Origin of the sequence: Acinetobacter calcoaceticus ANC 3811, from assembly GCF_000399665.1 — a bacterium.
Classification (GTDB): domain Bacteria; phylum Pseudomonadota; class Gammaproteobacteria; order Pseudomonadales; family Moraxellaceae; genus Acinetobacter; species Acinetobacter calcoaceticus_B.
In genome coordinates this window covers 3,399,694-3,420,770 of the sequence record NZ_KB976986.1, presented here as the reverse complement: position 1 = coordinate 3,420,770, position 21,077 = coordinate 3,399,694, and the positions used below count along the sequence as shown (strand labels likewise).

Genomic DNA, 21,077 nt, shown 5'->3' with positions numbered 1-21,077 from the left:
AATAAGCTATTTAATTAATGGTTAAACCATTTGTTGCTGCCAGTAAATCAATACGCGGGAAAACCAAGCCCGTTCTTGAGTCAGTAATTGGTTTACCTGTCGTTTTTAAACGGCTAATGGTTTGATCAATACTTTCTGTTGGGCTCACGCTATTCGCTCGTAATAAAGCAATCGCACCTGCCACATGCGGTGTCGCTTGAGATGTACCACCCATGGTGTAACCACCTGCCGTAATCATTGCTCCCGGTGCCAATAAAGTCACAAGACTACCACCATTACTGAAGCACGCTACTTTGTCTGCTGCTGTTGTTGGGTCAGAACATTTCACAGGATTCCCCCATGACACTCCTCCAATATTGCTGTCATAAACAGCACCAACTCTTACTGCACCAGCAACACAGGCAGGAGATGAAATTCCATCTGAAAATGCATCATTGCCTGAAGCTACAACTGGAACCACACCAGCAGCTCGTGCATTAGCAAATGCTGTTGCATAACTGCTATTACTACATTCTGAAGTGTATTTAACACCTGGCACACCAAGGCTTAAATTCACCGCTTTAATGTTATAAGTCTGGGCATTATTTGCAGTCCAGTTTAAAGCCGCCAGAATATCGCTGTCATAAGCAGTACTACCCCACTGACCATTCACCCGAACACGTCGGAAGGTATCAATACCAATAATTTTAGTCTTGGTGGCAACCTTGGACACAATGCCTGAAACATTACTACCATGCCCATCATCATCTAAAGTGCCGTCATCTGGTGCACTATCAAATGAGTAAACAACGCGACAAGTATTTGATGGTGTGTTTACTGCCGTACAACCAAAATCAGAATGAAGATAATTCACCCCTGTATCAATCACTGCCACACTTGAACCTTCACCAGTGAAACCATTGGTATTTGCTTGTGGTTGATTAATTAAAGGTAAACTTTCATTGGTCGTGGTTTGATTAATACGATTTGGATAAACCGCTTTAACATTCGGATCATTGAGTAAAGAGACCAAAGCTTCGCGGTTACTAATCCGATAAAAAGCTAAAGGCAAATTATTGTAGTCCCGAAGTACTTGAACACCACCAGCACGGTTAAACCTTGCCTGTAAATTTTTCTTATTTGTTGCAATATAACTTCGCCGTTCTAACCCAGAAGGCACGCTCACCGAAGCAATATTGTATTCAACAATTAAATCATTCGAATCATTATTCACCAAGGCATCTAAATCGATTTTACCCTGAAATACTTTTTGTTTTGCTGCCTGATTTAATCGCTGTTTAGCACCTTTAGAATCTAAAGGAAGAGCTGATGCAGTTGTACTTAAAATCGTACATAGACCTAATAGAAATAACGTTTTACTTTGCATTATTTTTCTCCGTAGTTTTTCAACTAACAATTTACTTATTTCGCTTTTATTTCATTTGCTGGATCTTTTTCTGGATCAATCGGTTGAATAGAAAGATCACTTTTTGTGTCATAAAAAGGAACAGTATCAGCTGATACCGATTGTGGATGAGTTGAATGTTGAGGTTGAGTAGGCTCCTTAAGTTTAGAAAGAAAAGACGATGTGTCTGGTTGTGGCGAATTCGACTCATGTAAAGCAGAATTAAACACATCAGATGCACCACTTATGGGCTTTAAATAGAGAACAACGGCGATCAAGCCGACGATTACAAGAAGGGAAGCAATAATTTTCATCTGTCATATCTCTGTTTTTTTGTTTATAGATATCTATTTTTATTTTTGATTATTTGAAATAAAGCAGCATTTCTTAATATATTTTTCATGTGAAAAGTCTATTTAATGAAATACATAACCACTAAAAAGTTAAAATAACTTTATCCCGAATAAGCAAAAATACAGTTCTGCCCTGTACGTTTATATTTCTGGCAGAAGATGGTTCAAAAGAGTGCTAAAAAGCGCCTTATTCTCATAATAAGCAATTACTATGCCGTTTACTCCAATAAATAATGAGATTTACATCACATTTAAAGATATAGAGAATAAATTCGAAAAAACGAAATGAAAAAATTAAAAGATATTTTTTTAAAAACTAAATAATAAGAACTCATTTTGCTTAATTAGATTTTCTAATAAATAAATGTTCTTTTTCACTTTATTATTAATTTTTATTAATCTCCACAATTCATCCCTAGTCTGTTTACTCAACGTAACACTGTTGTAACGTTTTGATGAAGTCAGTTCCCAAATCCATATTCTCTTGGCTATGATTCGTTTGCGTTTATGAAATACCTCACTAAAAAGGTATATTCTTTGAAGGATATCGCAATGAAAATGATGAAAACAGCTATCGTTACTGCAAGTGTTCTTGCTTCTGCTTCTATTTTTGCACAAAGTGCGGGCGTTAATGCAGATGCTTCTGCTCAAGTAAATGTACAACCGGGCGGTCTTGTTAGTGGCGTAGCCAACACAGTCAAAAATACTGCACACACTGTAGGTAGCACAGCAAAGCATGCTGGTCATGTTGCTGCTGACACTACGGTTAAAGCAACTAAAAAAACAACAGGAAAAGTGACTGAACTTTCTTCTAAAGCTGCGACAGGTACTAAACACTTAGCAACTGAAGCTGCAACAGGTACCAAACACTTTGCTACCGAAGCTGCGATAGGTACTAAAAATGTAGCAACTAAAGCTGCAACGGGTACTAAACATTTTGCTACTGAAGCAGTAACAGGTACTAAAAATGTAGCGACTAAAGCTGCAAACGGTACTAAAAATGTAGCAACTAAAGCTAAAGCTGATACAAAAGCAGGTTTTGATGCTGTAAAAACTAAAGTTGCTGGAAACCAAGCTGACCAAAAAGAATTTACTGCTGAAAAACAAGCTAATGCTCAAGCGCATGTAGATGCAGTAAAAACTCGTGTAGCTCAAAACCAAGCTGAGCAAAAAGAATTTGTTGCAGACACTAAAGCAGATGCTCAGGCACAGTTAAATGCAGCTCAACCAGCGCATGCAATTAATGCTCAAACAGACGTAAATGTTGGTGTTAACGTTGGTCCTGTTGGAGTTAACACAAACGCAAATATAAACGCTGGTGCACAATCGTCTACTCAAAAAGCAGAAAAGAAATCTTGGATTAAAGGTCTTTTCGGTACCAACTAATATCTTAAAAATAAAAAAGGGCAATTAATTGCCCTTTTTTATTTCTTAAAATCACATATTCAGCTGGTTTCAGTTAAAACCAAACCTGCACGTAAACCAAGTTTCACATTTGGATTTGGAAATAAAATCCAGACCTGATCTGGCTCCACTACATAATTACCAGAAGGTTGAGTCGCAATGATTTCACCTTTGGTAAAAGTCGAAAAATTTGGAGCCTCAGCCGATAAATTCATCTGAAAATCTTCATCTTTTTTAATTAAAGAGTCCGATACTTTAAAGACCCGAATTTTTGTTTTATTTCGTGGAGGCAAGGCTTGCTCAGAAACCACATGACGAATCACTTCATCAATTGCAGCAAACTGGCTCAAGTCATTTTGTCCAAATGGTAAGGCTTTGCCTAACTCTAAAGTTGCGCTCGCAGCTTTAAAATTTTCACTGGTAAAATGCGTAAAGGTTTTACCTACTGCATTGTGGTAAACCAAAGCATCCAAGTCAGCTGCTTCAAGGCTCGCTGTCAAATCTGCATCATAAGCATGCGTTTGATAGGGAAATAAAGCAAATGTTGGTAATAATGAAGCACGAATTGCTGTATGCAAATCATAGTGATAACGCTTAGCTTCACTCGCACTTTCCTGAAAGAAAGTAGCAACAGCGTGTTCTAAAACCTCAGCTCGCTTAGATTCCTCAGTTACGGGTAGATTTTTATATCCACCACAAAACATTCGGTTTACATCATCATGCACATAGCGTTTACCTTGACGCATTGCATAGGGATTACCCAGTACAAAGAGTAATCTCACAGCAAGGTTTAAACGTCCCGCAAATAAATCTGTGCAAAGATGAGATAACAATTCAATTGGTGCTGTTTCATTACCATGTACACCAGCTGACAGTACGACGGCTTTGTCGTACTGTGCATTTGGCGTACATTCAAGAAGTCCCTCACCTAACCAACGCCAAGAAAAATTATTTTGTTTTCCTTCACGGGTTTTAGGTTGCTCACCTTGTAAGGTTAATGCTAGAAAATCTTGCATGTCACCTCCTCATTATTTCTGGAAAGGATAAACCGAACCTAAACCTAAAATTTTGGTCAGTTCATCGAGTGCCATACGGCTTTCCATGAGTAAATGCGGATCTGCTAAATCTTCTTGTGCTAAACGATCACGATAGTGTTTATCTACCCATTGATTAAGTGTGCCAAACAACTGATCATTCATTAATACTTTTGGATTTACAGCATTTAACTCAGTTTCGTTTAAAGCTACGCGTAAACGTAAACATGCCGGACCACCACCATTACGCATACTTTCACGTAAGTCATATACCTGAATAGCATCAATTGGTGTACCCATCTGAACCATATCGTTCAGATAACCCCAAACTGCCTTATTCTGGCGAGACTCTTCTGGCACAACAATGGTCATTCCGCCATCTGGACGAGTCAAAATCTGGCTATTAAATAAATAGGTCGCTACTGCATCATCCACGGTAACGCGGTTTTCAGGAACTTCTATCGAGATAAAATCTTCACCGATGCTTGCCATTTTTTGACGAATTTCAGCAAAAGCTTGATCTTGATTTAAAAAGGCATGTTGATGATGGAATAAAACCTGTTGGTTACTTACCGCAATCACATCGTTATGGAAAACGCCTTGATCAATTACATCCGGATTTTGTTGAACAAAAACGGTATGTGCATCATCTAAACGATGCAAACGTGCAATTGCTTCACTTGCTTCACGCGTCTGACGAGCTGGATAGCGTTTTGGTCCCGGTAACCCATTATTTAAATGCTGTTGACCATACACAAATACTTGAACACCGCGCTTGGCATAATCACCACCTAAACGATTGTGATTTGCTGCACCTTCATCACCAAACAAGGCCACTTGTGGCAATGCTTCATGATGAACAAAATGACGTTCATTTTTAAAAATCGCTTGTAGGACCTGACTTGTAGTTTCAGCTTCAATTGAACGGTGAAACTTATTGTTCAGGTTCGCTGCGGTAAAATGCACGCGCTCATCTTGGCTATCTGCCGAAGGTGAAACTGTTGCTGCATTTGCAGTCCACATTGGCGAAGCTGAACTTAGCGATGATAATAGTTCAGGTGAATGACGCATTGCTTGAGCAACAACGCTGATGTCATCTCCTGTAAAACCTAAACGGCGTAACATTGGAACATGTGGACGCTCATGCGGAACAAGTACACCTTGTTTCATGCCCAGATCAGCCAAGGCTTTCATCTTTAACAAGCCTTGTTTGGCTGCTAATTTTGGATTCGAGGCATTATTACGGTTTTTTGTCGATGCTTCATTACCAAACGACAAGCCCGCGTAGTGATGTGTTGGACCCACTAAACCATCGAAATTTACTTCATATCCTTTCATTTTTCTTTCCCTAGTGTTTAAGGCAACACAATCCCTGGAGATAATTTTTCTGGTAAGGTTAAGCTGTCACTTTCAAGTGAAGCCATTGGCCAAGCACAATAATCAGCTGCATAAAAAGCACTTGCGCGGTGGTTACCAGATGCTCCGACACCACCAAATGGTGCAGCACTTGAAGCACCTGTTAATGGCTTATTCCAGTTCACAATACCAGCACGCGCTTCAATAAGTACTTGATCAAACAATTCACGTTTTGGTGAAACCAGACCAACAGACAAACCAAAGCGAGTTGCATTCGCAATTTTTAATGCTTCTTCAAAGTTGTCATAACGCTGAATTGTCGTAAGTGGACCAAAATATTCTTCATCTGGAATATTTGTTACGCCTGTTATGTCAACAATGCCTGGTGTAAGTAGTGAGCTGTCTTCTTGTGGACGTGTCATTAGCAACAAGCTTTTTGCACCAAGCTCAAGTAATTTTTGCTGAGCAAGCATCATGTTTGATGCGGCAACTGACGAAATAACGCCACCCATAAATGGTTGTTGTTCATCGTTCCAACGACCAACTTTTAGGTTTTTAGCAACTTCAACAAAACGTTGAATAAATGCATCACCTTCTGCGCCATTTTTTACCAAGATACGGCGTGCACATGTACAACGCTGACCTGCCGAAACAAATGCAGATTGAATAGTAAGATTAACCACAGCATCGACATCAATAATTTCATCAATAATCAATGCATTATTGCCGCCCATTTCAAGCGCAAGGATTTTCTCAGGAGCACCCGCCATTTGCTTATGCAAGTGATAGCCTGTGTTTGCACTTCCGGTAAACAATAAACCATCAATTTCATGTGAAGCAGCTAGCGCTTCACCAGTGGTACGACCACCTTGCACCAAATTCATCACACCATTTGGCAAACCAACTTGCTGCCAAAGTTTTACAGTTTCTTCAGCAGTCCAAGGCGTTAATTCGCTTGGTTTAAATACCACAGCATTCCCTGCAAGTAATGCAGGAACAATATGCCCATTTGGTAAATGGCCAGGGAAGTTATATGGACCGAAAACTGCAAGCACACCATGTGGACGGTGACGTAAAGATGCTACGCCATCGGCCATTTCAGTTGAGCTTTCACCTGTACGCTGATGATAAGCACGGATTGAAATTGCAACTTTGCCAATCATTGATTGAACTTCAGTTAATGTTTCCCAAAATGGCTTACTGGTTTCTTGGCTAATAACTTCTGCCAAATGCTTTTTATTTTCTTCAAGCAAAGCCGCAAATTTTTCAACAATCGCTACACGTTCTACAAGTGGTAAACGTGCCCATGCTGGAAATGCAGTACGCGCTGCCTGACAAGCTTGCTCTACATCAGCAGCAGTTGCCTCAGCACCCGACCATACAGTTTGGTTATCAACTGGATTTGTTTTTTCAAATGTTATGCCGCTGCCTTGTAACCAGACACCGTTTATAAATAAAGAGTTTGACATCAGGATACTTCCATTGGATTTAGTGATAACACACGAACAACGTGACCTTCTTGTACACCGAGTTTTTCAGCTTGTTCATCTGTTAAATTTATAGTTTTATCAACAAGATCAAGCTTCATTAACATTGCCTTATAGTCATGATAGTTATCATTGGCAACGAGATATTGGGTCTTACCGACCGCAGCTTCACTTGTAATTTTGACAGTTAAAAATTGGCTTTCTTTTACTGCGCGTAACTCATCAATATTGGCTTCAATAGTTGGGCCCGCATCAAAAATATCGACATATCCTTGATAACGTAAGCCTTCCGACTCAAGCACATGATAAGCAGGCAGAGTATGTGGATGCATTTTCCCAATTACCTCTTGCGCGTCTTTTGGCAAGAGATCTACATAGACTGGAAAACGTGGCATAAGCTCTGCAATAAATACTTTTTGCCCAATTCCACTCAAATAGTCTGCTGTTGAGAAATCCATATTAAAGAAGTGGTGACCAATCGCATCCCAAAATGGAGAACATCCATTTTCGTCTGAGAAACCACGCATTTCAGCAATTAACTTTTTCTCAAAATATTGTTTAAAAGCAGCAATAAACATAAAACGGATTTTCGATAAGAATTTACCGTTTTGGTTTTCACGACGCTCTGGATCTAAAAATAATGTACAGAGTTCGCTACTACCTGTTCTGTCATTACTCAAAAATAAGGTAGGTAATGACTTATAAACGTTTAAGGCTTTTGAAGCGTGTACTTGAGTACCAACATGAAAGTTGTACCAAGGTTCAATGAGTCCTACAGCAACTTCAATTGCACTTAAACCAATAACACGTTGAGCTTCTGTGTCTTCAAGAACAAACAGATAGCCTTGTTCACTTTTATGGACATTGCCATTTAAAGTATTGCGAGTACGTGAAATTCGAGCCGAAAGTGTATCCATATTTTGTGGCAAGGAAGTCAGGCCTACACCCGACTTACCCGCTAATTTATAAATATCTTCAAGGTCTCGAAACTCGGCATGACGGACGATCATCATGGCTAGCTTTCCTTTTTTTTATTTAGCCAATTTTGCCAATGCTCTTTTTAAACGAGCAATTCCTTCATCGATATCTTGTTCAGGAATGATAAGCGACGGAGTAAAACGAACCACATTCGGGCCTGCAATTAAAGCAAGCAAACCTTCTTCACCAGCCCAAGTCGTAATATCTTTAGCTTTCCCTGCATACTCAGCTTTTAATTCACAACCAATCAGCAAACCTTGACCACGAATTTCTTCAAAAATCTGATATTCAGCGTTTAATGCATTTAGTGCATCAAGGAAATATTGATAACGATGTTTCACGCCTTCAAGTACTTCAGGCGTATTAATAAATTCGAATACTGCACCTGCAACCGCACTTGCTAATGGGTTACCACCGTAAGTCGTACCGTGCGTACCCACTGAAAAATGCGGAGCAAATTTATCAGTTGTTAACATTGCACCGACTGGGAAACCACCGCCTAATGCTTTTGCAGTCGTTAACACATCTGGAATAACGCCAGAGTTCATGTAGGCATAAAGCGCACCTGTACGGCCAACACCCGTTTGTACTTCATCAAAAATAAGTAAGGCACCAAACTCATCACACAGCGCACGCAAACCTTTTAAAAATTCGATGTCAGCTGGAATAACACCACCTTCACCTTGAATCGGCTCAACAATGACTGCACACGTTTGCTCATTAATCACTGCTTTTGCAGCTTCTAAATCATTAAAGGCAACGTGGTTAATTCCGTTTGGAAGTGGTGCAAAGTCTTGTGAATATTTAGGTTGACCACCTGCTGAAACGGTAAATAAAGTACGGCCATGGAAAGCATTATTAAATGCCACAATGCCGCTTTTTCCAGCAACACCACTATCTAGACCAACTTTACGAGCTAGTTTGAGTGCTGCTTCATTGGCTTCTGCACCTGAGTTACAGAAGAAAACCTTATCTGCAAATGTATTTTCTGTGAGTTGTTTTGCAAGGCGTAGAACTGGTTCATTGGTATAACCATTGCCTACATGCCAAAGTTTTGTTGCTTGTTCTGTTAAAGCATTCACTGCCACTGGATGCGCATGACCTAATGCGTTTACTGCAATCCCGCCTGCAAAATCAATATATTCTTTATTTTCTTGATCCCAAATACGTGAACCTTCGCCACGTACCGGAATGAAATTTGCCGGTGCAAAAACTGGAACCATCCAGTCGTTAAAGTTGCTTCGAGTTACAGAAATTGGCTGTTCCATGCTTACCTCAGTATTTATTTAATATATTCGATATCACTTGAATTTTAATAATTAAGAAAAGGGGCTGAACAAATAACCCTATAACATCCTTAATATTTGTTCAGACCACTTTTTCTAAAAGCAATTTCCGCAGATTAGCCTGGGAAAATACCGCGCTCTTTACGAGCTTTTAAAATACGCTCACATGCCAAGATGTAAGCTGCTGTACGTAAAGTACAAGCGTTGCTGTTCGCTGTGTTCCAAACGTCATCCATAGCTTGAACCATCAACTTGTCTAAACGCTCATTGATTTCTTCTTCAGTCCAGAAGTAGCTCGCCATGTCTTGAACCCATTCGAAGTAACTTACAGTTACACCGCCGGCGTTACATACAACGTCAGGTACTACAACAATGCCACGCTCAACTAACACATCTTCAGCTTTAGGATAAGTCGGACCGTTTGCGCCTTCTAAAATCAACTTAGCTTTAAGTTTTTCAGCACGTTCAACAGTGATTTGACCTTCCAATGCAGCAGGAACAATAATGTCAACTTCTGCTGTCCAGAAATCTTCATCAGCAATTGATTGCGCGCCAGCGAAGCCGCCAATACCACCTTGATTTGCATTTACGTGATCACGTAACGCATCAAGATCAATACCATCAGCATTGAAAATAGTGCCTGTATGATCTTGAACGTGTGTAACTTTCGCTTTTGATTCAACAAACAAGAAAGCAGCTTCACTACCTACATTACCAAAACCTTGAATAGCGACTTTCGCGCCTTCAATTGGTAAATTGATTTTTGCAGCTACTTCACGGCCTGTAACAAATACACCACGACCAGTCGCTTTTACACGACCTAAAGAACCACCTAAGTGAACTGGTTTACCAGTTACAACACCAGTTACTGTGTAACCTTGGCTTGTAGAGTAAGTATCCATCATCCAACCCATGATATTGGCATTTGTACCAACGTCTGGAGCAGGGATATCTTTTTGAGGCCCGATAATGTGACCGATTTCAGTCGTATAACGACGAGTCAAACGCTCTAATTCACGATTTGACAATTTACGCGGATCAACACGGATACCACCTTTCGCACCGCCAAATGGCAAGTTCAAAACAGCAGTTTTAATTGTCATCCATGCAGACAACGCCATAACTTCGTTCAAATCAACATTTGGATGGTAACGAACACCGCCTTTACCAGGACCACGAGACAAGTTGTGTTGTACACGGTAGCCTTCAAAGTGCTGGATAGAACCGTCGTCCATTACAATTGGCACGTCTACAATAAGCGCACGTTTTGGACGTTTTAAAGTGTCGATAAACTCTGACAAGTGGTCTAAGTACGGAGCAACACGGTCAATCTGTGCCAAGTAAGTGTGCCATGCATCGCTATGGTCGTTAACGTATGAAAGATCTGCCATCTTTTTTCCTATATACCTTCATAGATTCAGATTTGATAAATCTGCAATCTTTATTATTTAGCAACCAAAACCTTGAAATAACAATGCTTTAGTTTATTTACTAAATCTTTTGCCCTTCTAAAGCATCAGACTCTTTAAATTCCATTTGTTGATACTAAAAGTACGATCTACTTTTATATATCGATATCTTTTACAAGTTTTCTTTTGTCTAAATTGCTGCTTATAAAGAAAGCTCTATAAAAGCAAAAACTAACCACAACCCACTAAAACCAGCCGGCTGAAATATGAATACAAAAGAAGTGACATAACCGTTTGGGAGTTAAAAAGAACCATGATTCACAAAAATCATGAGTCCATAAAATTCTTTTTGACTAATCGATAGATCCCTCCATTAGTCTTTTTAAAAATAAACTTTGTTCAATAATCCTACAGATTAATTATTTCTACACATACTGCTTAAAATTAAGCCGCAACATAGATATAAAACCTTGCAATAAATATAGCATAGAGCACGCTCATTTAGAACATTTTAAAATAAATAAGCAGAGAAAAAATAATCAAATCGCACTGAATTTTATAATAAAAAAACAACAAATATTAAAAAACCCTTAACTCTAATAAAAAAAAATTATAGAAAATAAACTTCCATAAATATAAAAAATGTAAATCTTTTTAATGTTATATAACAGTAACTTAATAATTTTAATTTTTTAAAAAACTATCAAAAAAATATCTATTCTCCACATTAAATCCATATTAAGCCTATTCCACTCCTCCATTCTAAAAAACCAAAAACTGCTCTTTATTAAATAACAAGACTAAACATAGACTTAATCTAATATTTATAATAAATAAATATTAATAAAAATCCGATCAATGGTAAATTTATAAAACAACATTTGTTTCCATGATTAAAAATAAAAATTCATTTTTAAAAAAAATATATAAAATCCCTTTCTTTTAATTTCCTACAGACCACAAAAAAGGCCCCAAATGGGACCTTTCGACGACGCTTGTAAAAGCATAATTTGCTTAGCTCTGCACCACATCTTTCTTGTGATAAAAAATGAAGTAGCTCGCATAACATAAAATAATAAAAATAACACAACAGATAAAGCCGACCCGCATCGAAGGATCCACCACCATACTAATACACGTAATAGCACAGAACAGACCGCCCACAATTGGTGTCAAAGGAAACAAAGGAGCAGCAAAACGTAAATCTTTTGCAGTTTTACCAGATTTATACCACTGTCTACGGAAATTGAATTGAGATACGCAAATTGCAATCCACACGACAACCATTGTAAAAGCAGCAACACCTAATAAATTTTTAAAAATAGTTTCCGGTGCAAACTGTTCTGAAAGTAAACCTGGAATAGCGCCCAGCATTGTGACCACAATAGCCACAATAGGTGTTCCTGAAGGTGTAAGTTTTGAAAATATTTTTGGTAATTGGTTTTTTACTGAAAGCGACCACATCATACGTGAAGCAGCAAACAAACCTGAATTTGCAGCAGAGAGTAAAGCCGTAATAATTACAAAGCGAATAATATCTTCTGCATATGGAATACCAATATAATTAAACACAGTCACAAATGGACTATTACTTACTTCATTACCACTCAAGCCAGCAAGATGAAATGGCAACAGTGAACTAATCACAACAATTGTGCCAACAAAGAAAATTAATAGACGCCAAATGGCTGCATTAATCGCCTTTGGAACAGTTTTTTCAGGATTTTCAGTTTCACCCGCAGCTACTCCGATTAATTCGGTACCCGAAAAAGCAAAATTAACAATCAGCATGGTTGCAAAGATTGGAAATAATCCATGCGGAAACCAACCTTGAGCGGTTAGATTACTAAATAACGGTGCAGTTTCATGTCCGTGGTAAGGAATAAAACCAAAAATGGCCAACAAACCCAAACCAATAAAACAGATAATCGTAACAACTTTGACAAGTGCCAACCAAAACTCTGACTCGGCAAATAATCGTGTTGAACTAACATTTAGGAAAAAAACCAAGGCACCAAAACATAGTGTCCAAGCCCAAACAGACGTAGAGGGAAACCACTCTCGAACCAGTAAAGCTGCGGCGGTAAACTCGGTTCCTAAAGTTGCTGTCCAAGTTAACCAATAGAGCCAAGTAATCATATACCCTGTGCCCGGACCAATATAGCGACGAGCATACTCACCAAATGATCCTGATTCTGGTACATGTACTGCAAGTTCACCCAGACATAACATCACGGTATAGGCAATTAAACCGCCTAAAAAATAAGAAATAATTGCGCCAATCGGGCCAGCTTGGGAAATTACATCACCCGACCCTAAAAAAAGACCTGTACCTATGGCACCGCCAAGGGAGATCATCACCAAATGTCGAGTACTCATTGCTCGTTTCAAAGGTGCAGAACTTCCATGTTGCGATGCATCATTATTCCGATAATTTAATGATTGCATATAAAAAACTGTAACGACAATTTAGTAAAAAATCATTTTAGGATAAAAAAATAAATATGCAATTATCTTTGAATAGTGAACTTATTTTAAGCAACCCTTTTCTCTTTAAATAAAATAGATAACAAAAACAGATTCTTATAGAAAAATATCGTTATTTATGTATTTTAATTAACCTTATACTATTTCTATAATTTATATATAAGAACAACCCATTTATTTTAAAATATACTATTTATAGACACCCCTGCTTATATCTACATTTAATACGCTAAATATTCGCAGATCAAATGTACTATTTATTTAAATAATGACTTTTAAATTAATATACAAATAAGTTTATGAAAAAATATTTTTTAAGCAAAAAATAAAGCTCAAACCTAAAGGTTTGAGCTTTATTTAACCGCTATAACGTTTTAATAGCTGATTGAGATCAGTTGTTCAGTAGGCTGTATTGAACCTTCTATAAATTCACACACCCCGTGTTCATCACAAGATAAATTCAATTGTTTATAGCTGATTGCAAAAAAGTCGGAATATTTTTTGATTACAAATGGACTCATGTCAGATGTTAAAGGCTCCTCGCGCTTGAACAATTTAATGACTTTGCGATCATTCATTCCCAACAAATAAGTTTCGTTATTTAATTCAATGTGAACTACACCAGTGTGTTCAGCCACAATTGGAATCAAATAAGACTTATTTACCAACAGAACATCTAGAGCATAACTCTCAAACTTTGAATTAATGAGGTTGAAGACCAAAATTGAACCAAAGCTATTTTGTAACCCTTCTGTATAACTCGCCTCTTGCTGAGTTTGTTGTATCTTAATACCCAGTTTTTGAAAGTCTAGCTCAGTTGCCTGCTTTGCTTTTATGAGGCTACGAGTAATAGCATGTTTAAGTGGGTTATCAAAATAACGCTCATCAAGCTGAAAATCATTTTGGCGTAATATTTTTAACAGCATGTCGTCATGATGCGAAATAACATGTGCAAGTACATTACGGAAATAAAATTTACTTTGCTTTTTGACCTTGCGAACTTGTTGATAAAAATAAATTTCATCAAAGTCATGTTCAATAAAATCATGCAATAAACTTGAACTTGCCAATACAGACAATGCTTCATGACCAGTAAATGGCAAATGAATCGTATGTAAGCTTGGCAACAACGCTTTTATTTTTAGGTAATGTTCGCGGTCAGTCGCAAAATAAGGGTCATAAACAATGACGTATTCACGTGCTGCGTCCACATCTTGTGGCTGGATCTGCATCTCTTTATTTGACACAGCATCGAAAAACTCAGCATAGCGTCGATCTTCAACTTGATCAGGATCAATTGAATATTGAGGTACAAATGCAATCACACGGTTCATATTCAATAAATTAGAATATTTGATTGCTGCATAGCCGCCCATCGAACCGCCATAACCCACAATATTTTTAAAACCCTGAAGAACAGGCGAAATTGTTTTCGCCAGCTCAATCATGCTCGCTTGAGGAAACCATGATTTTTGTTTTGGCATTATTCCAATAACATTGTATTGGTATTTAATTAGGGACTTTTCAGCATTGATAGATAAGCCACTCGCTCGGGTAATCAAATCGCCAAAAGAGAGAACCAATGTATTAGAATCGCCTGGTAAAAAAATGGCTCTAATGTGTTCGTCTTCAAAAATAATTTGCTTATCCATGCTCACACCGAAAGAAAATTTACTCCCACATACAACGTCAAAAATGAAACAAAATAGGTGTTTTGCCAATTTATGATTGCGGAGTATCTTATTTTATAGATGCCAGTCAGATTAAAAAGCGCAAAATATGACACAATCCTTACATCCTGCCGCTCAAAAAGGCTTCAGCTCAGCTGCTGAACTTTATCAGCAAGTTAGACCTAATTATCCCGCAGAAATAGTAAGTTGGCTGCAAAATTGCCTACAAATACAGGAAAACTCTACTGTTATCGATCTTGGAGCAGGTACTGGCAAATTCTTACCCTACTTAAAACAAACACATGCAGATGTTATTGCAGTTGAGCCAATTGGCGAGATGTTACAGCAGCTGCAACAAGTTTATCCGGATATCAAAACATTACAGGCTTTTAGTCATTCAATTCCTGTAGCGGACCATAAAATTGATGCCATTATTTGTGCGCAATCTTTCCACTGGTTTGACAACATAGACACCCTAACAGAAATGTATCGGATATTAAAACCACACGGGCATTTAGGGCTCGTTTGGAATCAACGCGATGAACGTACAGATTGGGTCAAAGCTTTAGCTGATTTTCTGCTTCCACTAGAAGGAGACACGCCTCGTTACCATAGTGAAAAGTGGAAACGTGTGTTTGAACAGCAAGATTTATTTCTGTTTGATAGCCTACAAACTTTTACACAGTCACAACGCGGCTCTGTCGAACAAGTAGTGAGTAAACGTTTACTCTCAACAAGTTTTATTGCCGCAATGACCGAAAAACATCAACTACAACTCAAAGCACAGTTTGAAAAAATTGTTTATGATTTTACCGGACTGGGTCCTCAAGATCAGATTGATTTTCCATATGTCACATATGCATATCACTTTCAGAAAAGTACGTTACCCGTTAAATAATTAGTGAATAGGTTTGGTTGAAAGTTATGAAGAAGAAAACACCTCAGGTCATATTAATGTCTTTGCTTTGCTCTAGCCTATTACTTACTGCTTGTAAAAAAGCGGATGAGCCTGCAAAGACTGAGCAAAACTCAGCGACATCATCTACCGATCAGGTTTTAGAAAAACTGAATGAAAGACCTGTTAAGACTTTTCCAGCGACTGCTGATGATGCACACGATATTGCGCTCTTAGAGGACTATGACCGACGCTTTACAGAAATGAGCGATGAGATGGAAATTGAATTAGCAAAAATGCATGAAGCAGGAACACTAACCACAGAGTTTGAGCAACAACGTACGCTTGATAATGTGCGCTCTGCACTTACCATGTTAAAAGATTTAGATTTAAAAACTGAACAAGGCCGTTATGTACAAGGCCTACTGTATCAATATTGGGAAAATCAAGAAAAACACTATAGTGATAAGCACGCGACTAAAGATGAGCAGATCAATGATCTTGCCGACTATTTACAAGCACAAAACCAATTAAAATATTGGAAAGCATCACAACAGAAATAAAAATGATATTGCTTACTAAAAAGCCTTCATATTTATGAAGGCTTTTTTAAAATTATATATTTTGCTTTTCAACCCAATGAATAGATTGCACACGGAATAGTTCACAAGCACCATCGCCTGTATCAGTTGGCGTAAGTGAAGATTTCCAGACTAAGTCTTTGTCTTTAATCTCAACAAGATCACCTTTTAAATAGACCAGATCACCACGTTTAACCTGTTTAATCTGCTGAGCAATTTCAGGGTTTGCAGGAATGATGTGCATGTTAGACACCATCTGCATGGCTTGCTCTGCTGGAACAGGTAATTTAGGAATTTTCCAGTTTAAATAACGGTCATACTGTTTTACTGAAATATGGCGTGCAATTTCAGGCTGTGCAAACAGTCCCCAACTTACCGCATAGTCAATAGGTGAAAACTTAGCTTGCTCATCACTGTGATATATTTTTGAACCTAGTATTCTGAAATTCCCTTGAAAAGGTTGCAATACAGAAATTGACTGGTCTTTTTCAACGGGGCTCAAACCTTTGGCAATATTATATTCACTTGAGGTCGATGCAAATGCTGAACTCATGCTAATAGCAGCTAATAAGCCCATCATTAAACGTTGTTTTTTCATCGCGTTACACCTCGAATATTGCTAGATCAAATTAAAAAGATCTTCAATTTATAGTAGCCTTAAGTGATGAAAAAAATATCGGAATTTAGTAACAATACAGCTTAATTTCGTCTATTTTTGTGCATTCAAATTTCCTATTTAATCGTCCAATTGAATTCTTAAAGTTTCAAAACGAACGTTTCCTTGCTGTACAGCTTGCGCAATGGCCTGCTGGCCTTTCGTGAGTCTTGCACCGCCACTTTTTACATCAAGTAAAATAATATTGATGTCTTCTGCCGTACCGTCACCATCCCGAAAATCGGTGTATCCATCAAAAATAATATAGTCCACCGGATCACCCATGAATTTTGCGTCGCTGGGTAGATACTGAAATTCTGGCAAAATAGGGGCAAACTGTTCTGCCATTTTTCCTTTCAACACTGCACGGCTTGTATTTACACTTCTCTTTTGTGCTTGAGTGAGAGCTTGCTGGTGCTCGAGTTCAAGTTCAGCAATATATTGTTCATATTCAGCCTTAATTCGGCCATTACGAGTGTTTGATAAAATAAGAGTAGTGATAATGATGCCAATTCCAGCACCAATAAGCATGGCAAGCCATACAGACATAAATTTTCCTTAAAAAAAAGCGAATCAAGATTACAGATCTAATCATATCTAAAATAACGAAACAGCTTAAACTTTTGTCAAATGTGGTCATCTCCTTCACATAAAAAGATGCTAAGGTATAAAACATAAACAAATGTGCTGCTGAAAATAATTGGATTTATGAAAACGATACTTATAGCAAATCAAAAGGGTGGATGCGGAAAACACACTACACAAAAAAATATGGAATTTATTTATAATTAATAACTTATAATAATTTTCAAAACCATAGTAGATTTTAAGAAATATGGAATTTTTAGATGCTAACCATAACAGAACAGATACACTAGTTTTTGAATTCTACTACTTTAGATTAAATTTTTTTGAATTCGACAATTTTTACTTTTTTAATAATAGAATGTGTTGAAGATTAGAATTTAAGAACCACAGCGTATAACTATGAAAACTCTTCTCGTTGCAAACATGAAAGGCGGTGTAGGTAAAACAAATACAGCAATCACTCTTGCAACAGCTCTAGCTATTAAAGGTTACCGGGTTGCTTTAGCCGATGCAGATGTCCAAAAATCATCGTTACAATGGCTAAAACACCGCCCTACGGAAAGTGTAAAAATTGAGACCTTAGATTGGAGAAATGATAAATCTATTGGTGATGCACCAAAGAATATAGATTATTTAATTATTGATGCTCCTGGAGCTTTATCTGGTGATCATGCAGAACAACTCATTAGTGAAAGCCATTCAATCATCATCCCATTACAACCATCTTTTTTTGATATTGATAGTACAAAGAGGTTTTTAAAACATCTTCAAGATATTAAAAGAGTACGTAAAGGCAAAGTTGAAATTCACCTTATAGCTAATCGAGTTAAAGCAAACAGTTCTGGTTCCCGAGATATTCAGGACTTCTTCAATAAAATTGATCATAAACCTACCGCTTGGATTTCAGAAAGAAGTGCCTATGGACAACTAGCTATGCAGGGTCTAAGTATTTTTGATAAAACACAGAAAATCTATATTGATATTCAAAAACAATGGCAACCACTTCTTAATATGGTAATTGATGATAAAGCAGAGTGGTTCTAAGACTTATTAAGTTAATTTCATAGAAAGTATTGATACGATCTATTAATTGAAACTTATTCAGTATTATTGATTTAAAGATATATAAATTATCTTCTGGTTATTGAAGTATTAGGCAAGCCTAGAGCATTTTGTTATTCTTCCACTCTAACTTAGCATTACAATGATTAGTGAATGGGTATGCTTTATTTAACAATTGATGGTGATGATATTGGTCAAATGATCACCTCATCATATCTAAAAAATGACATTTATGAACTTTCTAGAATCAATCGTGTTGTTAATGAGAAAACGCATTTAATTTCAATTTTTTTAAGAGAGCAAGGATTTAATATTATATTCTGCGCAGCTGATGGGGTTGCGGGTTATATTGATCGATCTGCTATAGATAAGAAATTTATTTTTGATTCTATTGAGTCCTTAGCTGAGCCTGAGTTGCACTTCTCTGCCGGAATTGGCTCAACCTTACAAGAAGCATATATAGCGCTACTTTCTGCGAAAAGTAGTGGGAAACGTTGTATCCATGATTTTTCACAAATAAGTTCAAATGTTTAGAATTATTGATTTTAAATCGCTATTACGATATGTCGCAACAATGACGACTATCTTAAGTATTGGTGCATATGAGTTGGTCAGAAGTTACTGGCTAAATGATTTCCAAATAATTAAAATTTTAAGTATTGCACCGTGGATTTCATTATTAGTAATTATAGCTTTAACAACTAGCATGACTGCTCGTGCACTTTGGAAGCTGTTGAAAAAAATTAAACCTTCTTTATATCCTGACTTAAATGGCACATGGGAGGGTGAGATAACAACTGAAAATGATAAGAAAATACCTGTACGTGTATTGATTAAACAAACTTTACTTGAAACACAAATCAATATTCATACTGAAACCTCAAAGTCATTAACCCTTGAAACAACTCCTACGGTCGAAAGTGGTGAACCAAAACTTTATTACATTTATCGCTCATTACCCAAAAATCCTAATTGGAACTCATATACTGGCTCTACTATTTTTGACATACGTAAAGTCGATATAGATGGTAAAAATACTTTAGAACTTTCAGGATATTATTATACAGATCGTAAAACTACTGGGCGAATTAGATTTATACAAACAGGAAGCTGTGTGGAAAAGGATGTTTCTTTTTATTAAACCTAGCAGTTAACAATTAAAATTTTAAAGTAAAAATAAAGTAATTAAAAAATTTTTAGTAAGTATTGTTTTTATATACTTAAATATTGGCCTTGAAAAAAACAAATAAAGCTCAATTAAAGTACAAATATTAAATTTTGAGAACTTTATGCTTACACAAAATAATCAGAAGATAGCCAAAGTCCTGAGCCTAAATGGTGGTGGAGTTAGAGGACTATTTACTATTAGCTTCCTCGCAGAAATTGAAAGGATAATTGAGTCTAAAAATAATCTACAAAACGTAAAAATTGGAGACTATTTTGATTTAATAACAGGAACCTCTATTGGTGGGATACTTGCACTCGGCTTAGCCTCAGGAAAAAGTGCGAGAGATCTAGAAATTGTCTTCAAAGAAAATGCTGCTCAAATTTTTCCAAAATATAGATATTTTATAAAGAAGTTTCTTTTGCCATTCCTTCCTATTTATAACAGCGCTCCTTTGCGTAAAACCATACTTAGTATGATTGATGAAAACTTAGTTTTTAACGATCTCAATCGAAGAGTTATGATTCCTACAGTTAATTTATCAAGTGGAAATCCTTTTTTCTTTAAAACTCCACATGATCCTTCTTTTACGCGTGATGGTGTATTAAAACTGATAGATGCTGCTCTGGCCACTTCTGCTGCACCTACTTATTTTAGTCCGCATTATTGTGCAGATAAAGAAGCTTACTTTGCAGATGGTGGCTTAGTTGCAAATAATCCAAGTTTCATCGGATTAAAAGAAGTACTCCATAATATGAAATTTGATTTTCCTGATATAAGCATTGAAGACATAAAAATTTTAAATGTTGGCACATTAAATGAACATTATTGTCTCAGACCTAAATTATTAGAAAAAAAATGTAAAAAGGGATATTTGAGTTTATGGGGTACAGGTGAAAGATTAGTTTTAAGTACAATGACTGCGAATCAAAATCTTCATAGATTTATGTTAATTAGGGAATATAGACCATATGGACTTGATAAAACCAACTTTATTGAAATAGATGGCACTATTCCTAATGAAGCATCAAAAGATATTACTCTTGATAATGCATCAAGTAGTAGTCTGAAGCACCTCTTAGGTCAAGGTAAGCAAATGGCAACAGAAAAATTTGCTCAAGAAGCTCATTTACGGACCTTTTTTGAAAATAAAGCTAAGCCCTTTGTAAGAACTAAGATATAAGTATATAAATAAGAGGTATATTAATAAAATATTATTAGTATATCTCTTATTAAAATTTAGGATTTTATTTCTACCATTCCAGATTGGTAGAATAAAGGAA

The 21,077-nt window shown here is 37.0% G+C and carries 19 protein-coding genes; 7 read left to right on the top strand and 12 right to left on the bottom strand.

Annotated elements, in window-relative coordinates:
• Positions 1-10 precede the first annotated feature (10 nt).
• A complete protein-coding gene (locus F935_RS17300) occupies positions 11-1,366 on the bottom strand; it encodes a S8 family peptidase (RefSeq protein WP_016140067.1) in 1,356 nt (451 codons plus the stop codon).
• 35 nt (positions 1,367-1,401) lie between these two features.
• The gene (locus tag F935_RS17295; protein ID WP_016140066.1) at positions 1,402-1,698 is read right to left on the bottom strand and encodes a hypothetical protein; all 297 of its coding nucleotides are present in this window, start codon (positions 1,696-1,698) and stop codon (positions 1,402-1,404) included.
• Positions 1,699-2,289: 591 nt separating this feature from the next.
• Here F935_RS17295 and F935_RS17290 point away from each other — a divergent pair.
• Positions 2,290-3,123, top strand: coding sequence for a hypothetical protein (locus tag F935_RS17290; protein WP_016140065.1), 834 nt, complete (start codon positions 2,290-2,292; stop codon positions 3,121-3,123).
• Positions 3,124-3,182: 59 nt separating this feature from the next.
• Here F935_RS17290 and astE read toward each other — a convergent pair whose 3' ends face one another.
• The 8 genes from astE to F935_RS17250 all read right to left on the bottom strand — a co-directional run bounded on the left by astE (position 3,183) and on the right by F935_RS17250 (position 14,830).
• Positions 3,183-4,157: a succinylglutamate desuccinylase gene (gene astE / locus F935_RS17285; RefSeq protein WP_016140064.1), complete on the bottom strand. Its 975-nt coding sequence runs from the start codon at positions 4,155-4,157 to the stop codon at positions 3,183-3,185.
• 12 nt (positions 4,158-4,169) lie between these two features.
• Positions 4,170-5,513, bottom strand: coding sequence for an N-succinylarginine dihydrolase (gene astB / locus F935_RS17280; RefSeq protein WP_016140063.1), 1,344 nt, complete (start codon positions 5,511-5,513; stop codon positions 4,170-4,172).
• 17 nt (positions 5,514-5,530) lie between these two features.
• Positions 5,531-7,000: a succinylglutamate-semialdehyde dehydrogenase gene (astD, locus tag F935_RS17275; protein ID WP_016140062.1), complete on the bottom strand. Its 1,470-nt coding sequence runs from the start codon at positions 6,998-7,000 to the stop codon at positions 5,531-5,533.
• Positions 7,000-8,031, bottom strand: a complete 1,032-nt coding sequence (gene astA / locus F935_RS17270) for an arginine N-succinyltransferase (protein ID WP_016140061.1) — start codon at positions 8,029-8,031, stop codon at positions 7,000-7,002. The genes astD and astA overlap by 1 nt, the downstream gene beginning before the upstream one ends.
• An 18-nt stretch (positions 8,032-8,049) precedes the next feature.
• Positions 8,050-9,264 carry an aspartate aminotransferase family protein gene (locus F935_RS17265; RefSeq protein ID WP_016140060.1) on the bottom strand — a complete coding sequence of 405 codons (1,215 nt, stop codon included), beginning with the start codon at positions 9,262-9,264 and terminating at the stop codon, positions 8,050-8,052.
• A 134-nt stretch (positions 9,265-9,398) separates the two neighbouring features.
• A complete protein-coding gene (locus F935_RS17260; protein ID WP_016140059.1) occupies positions 9,399-10,673 on the bottom strand; it encodes a Glu/Leu/Phe/Val family dehydrogenase in 1,275 nt (424 codons plus the stop codon).
• A 1,032-nt stretch (positions 10,674-11,705) separates the two neighbouring features.
• Entirely contained in the window at positions 11,706-13,139 is a 1,434-nt protein-coding gene (locus F935_RS17255; protein ID WP_016140058.1) for an amino acid permease, read from the bottom strand.
• A gap of 413 nt (positions 13,140-13,552) precedes the next feature.
• Positions 13,553-14,830: a hypothetical protein gene (locus F935_RS17250; protein WP_016140057.1), complete on the bottom strand. Its 1,278-nt coding sequence runs from the start codon at positions 14,828-14,830 to the stop codon at positions 13,553-13,555.
• A gap of 127 nt (positions 14,831-14,957) precedes the next feature.
• Here F935_RS17250 and F935_RS17245 point away from each other — a divergent pair, with 127 nt between their 5' ends.
• Together F935_RS17245 and F935_RS17240 are read left to right on the top strand one after the other, a co-directional pair.
• Positions 14,958-15,746 (top strand): class I SAM-dependent methyltransferase, encoded by a 789-nt coding sequence (locus F935_RS17245; protein WP_016140056.1) that lies wholly within the window; start codon positions 14,958-14,960, stop codon positions 15,744-15,746.
• A gap of 26 nt (positions 15,747-15,772) precedes the next feature.
• Positions 15,773-16,306 carry a hypothetical protein gene (locus tag F935_RS17240; RefSeq protein ID WP_035366398.1) on the top strand — a complete coding sequence of 178 codons (534 nt, stop codon included), beginning with the start codon at positions 15,773-15,775 and terminating at the stop codon, positions 16,304-16,306.
• A 52-nt stretch (positions 16,307-16,358) separates the two neighbouring features.
• Here the strand turns inward: F935_RS17240 and F935_RS17235 are convergent, their stop codons facing one another.
• Both F935_RS17235 and F935_RS17230 read right to left on the bottom strand, forming a co-directional pair.
• Positions 16,359-16,922 carry a hypothetical protein gene (locus F935_RS17235; protein WP_016140054.1) on the bottom strand — a complete coding sequence of 188 codons (564 nt, stop codon included), beginning with the start codon at positions 16,920-16,922 and terminating at the stop codon, positions 16,359-16,361.
• A gap of 138 nt (positions 16,923-17,060) precedes the next feature.
• The gene (locus tag F935_RS17230) at positions 17,061-17,528 is read right to left on the bottom strand and encodes a Holliday junction resolvase-like protein (RefSeq protein WP_016140053.1); all 468 of its coding nucleotides are present in this window, start codon (positions 17,526-17,528) and stop codon (positions 17,061-17,063) included.
• Between the two features lie 438 nt (positions 17,529-17,966).
• Between F935_RS17230 and F935_RS17225 the strand changes: the two genes are divergently transcribed.
• From F935_RS17225 to F935_RS17210, 4 genes are all read left to right on the top strand, one after another.
• The gene (locus tag F935_RS17225; RefSeq protein WP_016140052.1) at positions 17,967-18,611 is read left to right on the top strand and encodes a ParA family protein; all 645 of its coding nucleotides are present in this window, start codon (positions 17,967-17,969) and stop codon (positions 18,609-18,611) included.
• Between the two features lie 171 nt (positions 18,612-18,782).
• Positions 18,783-19,163, top strand: a complete 381-nt coding sequence (locus tag F935_RS17220; protein ID WP_016140051.1) for a mCpol domain-containing protein — start codon at positions 18,783-18,785, stop codon at positions 19,161-19,163.
• 40 nt (positions 19,164-19,203) lie between these two features.
• Positions 19,204-19,770: a Cap15 family cyclic dinucleotide receptor domain-containing protein gene (locus tag F935_RS17215; protein WP_228253330.1), complete on the top strand. Its 567-nt coding sequence runs from the start codon at positions 19,204-19,206 to the stop codon at positions 19,768-19,770.
• A 148-nt stretch (positions 19,771-19,918) separates the two neighbouring features.
• On the top strand, positions 19,919-20,977 hold the full coding sequence (locus F935_RS17210; RefSeq protein ID WP_016140049.1) for a CBASS cGAMP-activated phospholipase: 1,059 nt from the start codon (positions 19,919-19,921) through the stop codon (positions 20,975-20,977).
• The last annotated feature ends 100 nt before the right edge of the window (positions 20,978-21,077 follow it).

What these genes read in the sequence shown, in the direction of transcription:
- F935_RS17300 (WP_016140067.1), bottom strand. Translation starts at nt 1,366, where the DNA reads ATGCAAAGTAAAACGTTATTTCTATTAGGTCTATGTACGATTTTAAGT.
- F935_RS17295 (WP_016140066.1), bottom strand. Translation starts at nt 1,698, where the DNA reads ATGAAAATTATTGCTTCCCTTCTTGTAATCGTCGGCTTGATCGCCGTT.
- F935_RS17290 (WP_016140065.1), top strand. Translation starts at nt 2,290, where the DNA reads ATGAAAATGATGAAAACAGCTATCGTTACTGCAAGTGTTCTTGCTTCT.
- astE (WP_016140064.1), bottom strand. Translation starts at nt 4,157, where the DNA reads ATGCAAGATTTTCTAGCATTAACCTTACAAGGTGAGCAACCTAAAACC.
- astB (WP_016140063.1), bottom strand. Translation starts at nt 5,513, where the DNA reads ATGAAAGGATATGAAGTAAATTTCGATGGTTTAGTGGGTCCAACACAT.
- astD (WP_016140062.1), bottom strand. Translation starts at nt 7,000, where the DNA reads ATGTCAAACTCTTTATTTATAAACGGTGTCTGGTTACAAGGCAGCGGC.
- astA (WP_016140061.1), bottom strand. Translation starts at nt 8,031, where the DNA reads ATGATGATCGTCCGTCATGCCGAGTTTCGAGACCTTGAAGATATTTAT.
- F935_RS17265 (WP_016140060.1), bottom strand. Translation starts at nt 9,264, where the DNA reads ATGGAACAGCCAATTTCTGTAACTCGAAGCAACTTTAACGACTGGATG.
- F935_RS17260 (WP_016140059.1), bottom strand. Translation starts at nt 10,673, where the DNA reads ATGGCAGATCTTTCATACGTTAACGACCATAGCGATGCATGGCACACT.
- F935_RS17255 (WP_016140058.1), bottom strand. Translation starts at nt 13,139, where the DNA reads ATGCAATCATTAAATTATCGGAATAATGATGCATCGCAACATGGAAGT.
- F935_RS17250 (WP_016140057.1), bottom strand. Translation starts at nt 14,830, where the DNA reads ATGGATAAGCAAATTATTTTTGAAGACGAACACATTAGAGCCATTTTT.
- F935_RS17245 (WP_016140056.1), top strand. Translation starts at nt 14,958, where the DNA reads ATGACACAATCCTTACATCCTGCCGCTCAAAAAGGCTTCAGCTCAGCT.
- F935_RS17240 (WP_035366398.1), top strand. Translation starts at nt 15,773, where the DNA reads ATGAAGAAGAAAACACCTCAGGTCATATTAATGTCTTTGCTTTGCTCT.
- F935_RS17235 (WP_016140054.1), bottom strand. Translation starts at nt 16,922, where the DNA reads ATGAAAAAACAACGTTTAATGATGGGCTTATTAGCTGCTATTAGCATG.
- F935_RS17230 (WP_016140053.1), bottom strand. Translation starts at nt 17,528, where the DNA reads ATGTCTGTATGGCTTGCCATGCTTATTGGTGCTGGAATTGGCATCATT.
- F935_RS17225 (WP_016140052.1), top strand. Translation starts at nt 17,967, where the DNA reads ATGAAAACTCTTCTCGTTGCAAACATGAAAGGCGGTGTAGGTAAAACA.
- F935_RS17220 (WP_016140051.1), top strand. Translation starts at nt 18,783, where the DNA reads ATGGGTATGCTTTATTTAACAATTGATGGTGATGATATTGGTCAAATG.
- F935_RS17215 (WP_228253330.1), top strand. Translation starts at nt 19,204, where the DNA reads ATGACGACTATCTTAAGTATTGGTGCATATGAGTTGGTCAGAAGTTAC.
- F935_RS17210 (WP_016140049.1), top strand. Translation starts at nt 19,919, where the DNA reads ATGCTTACACAAAATAATCAGAAGATAGCCAAAGTCCTGAGCCTAAAT.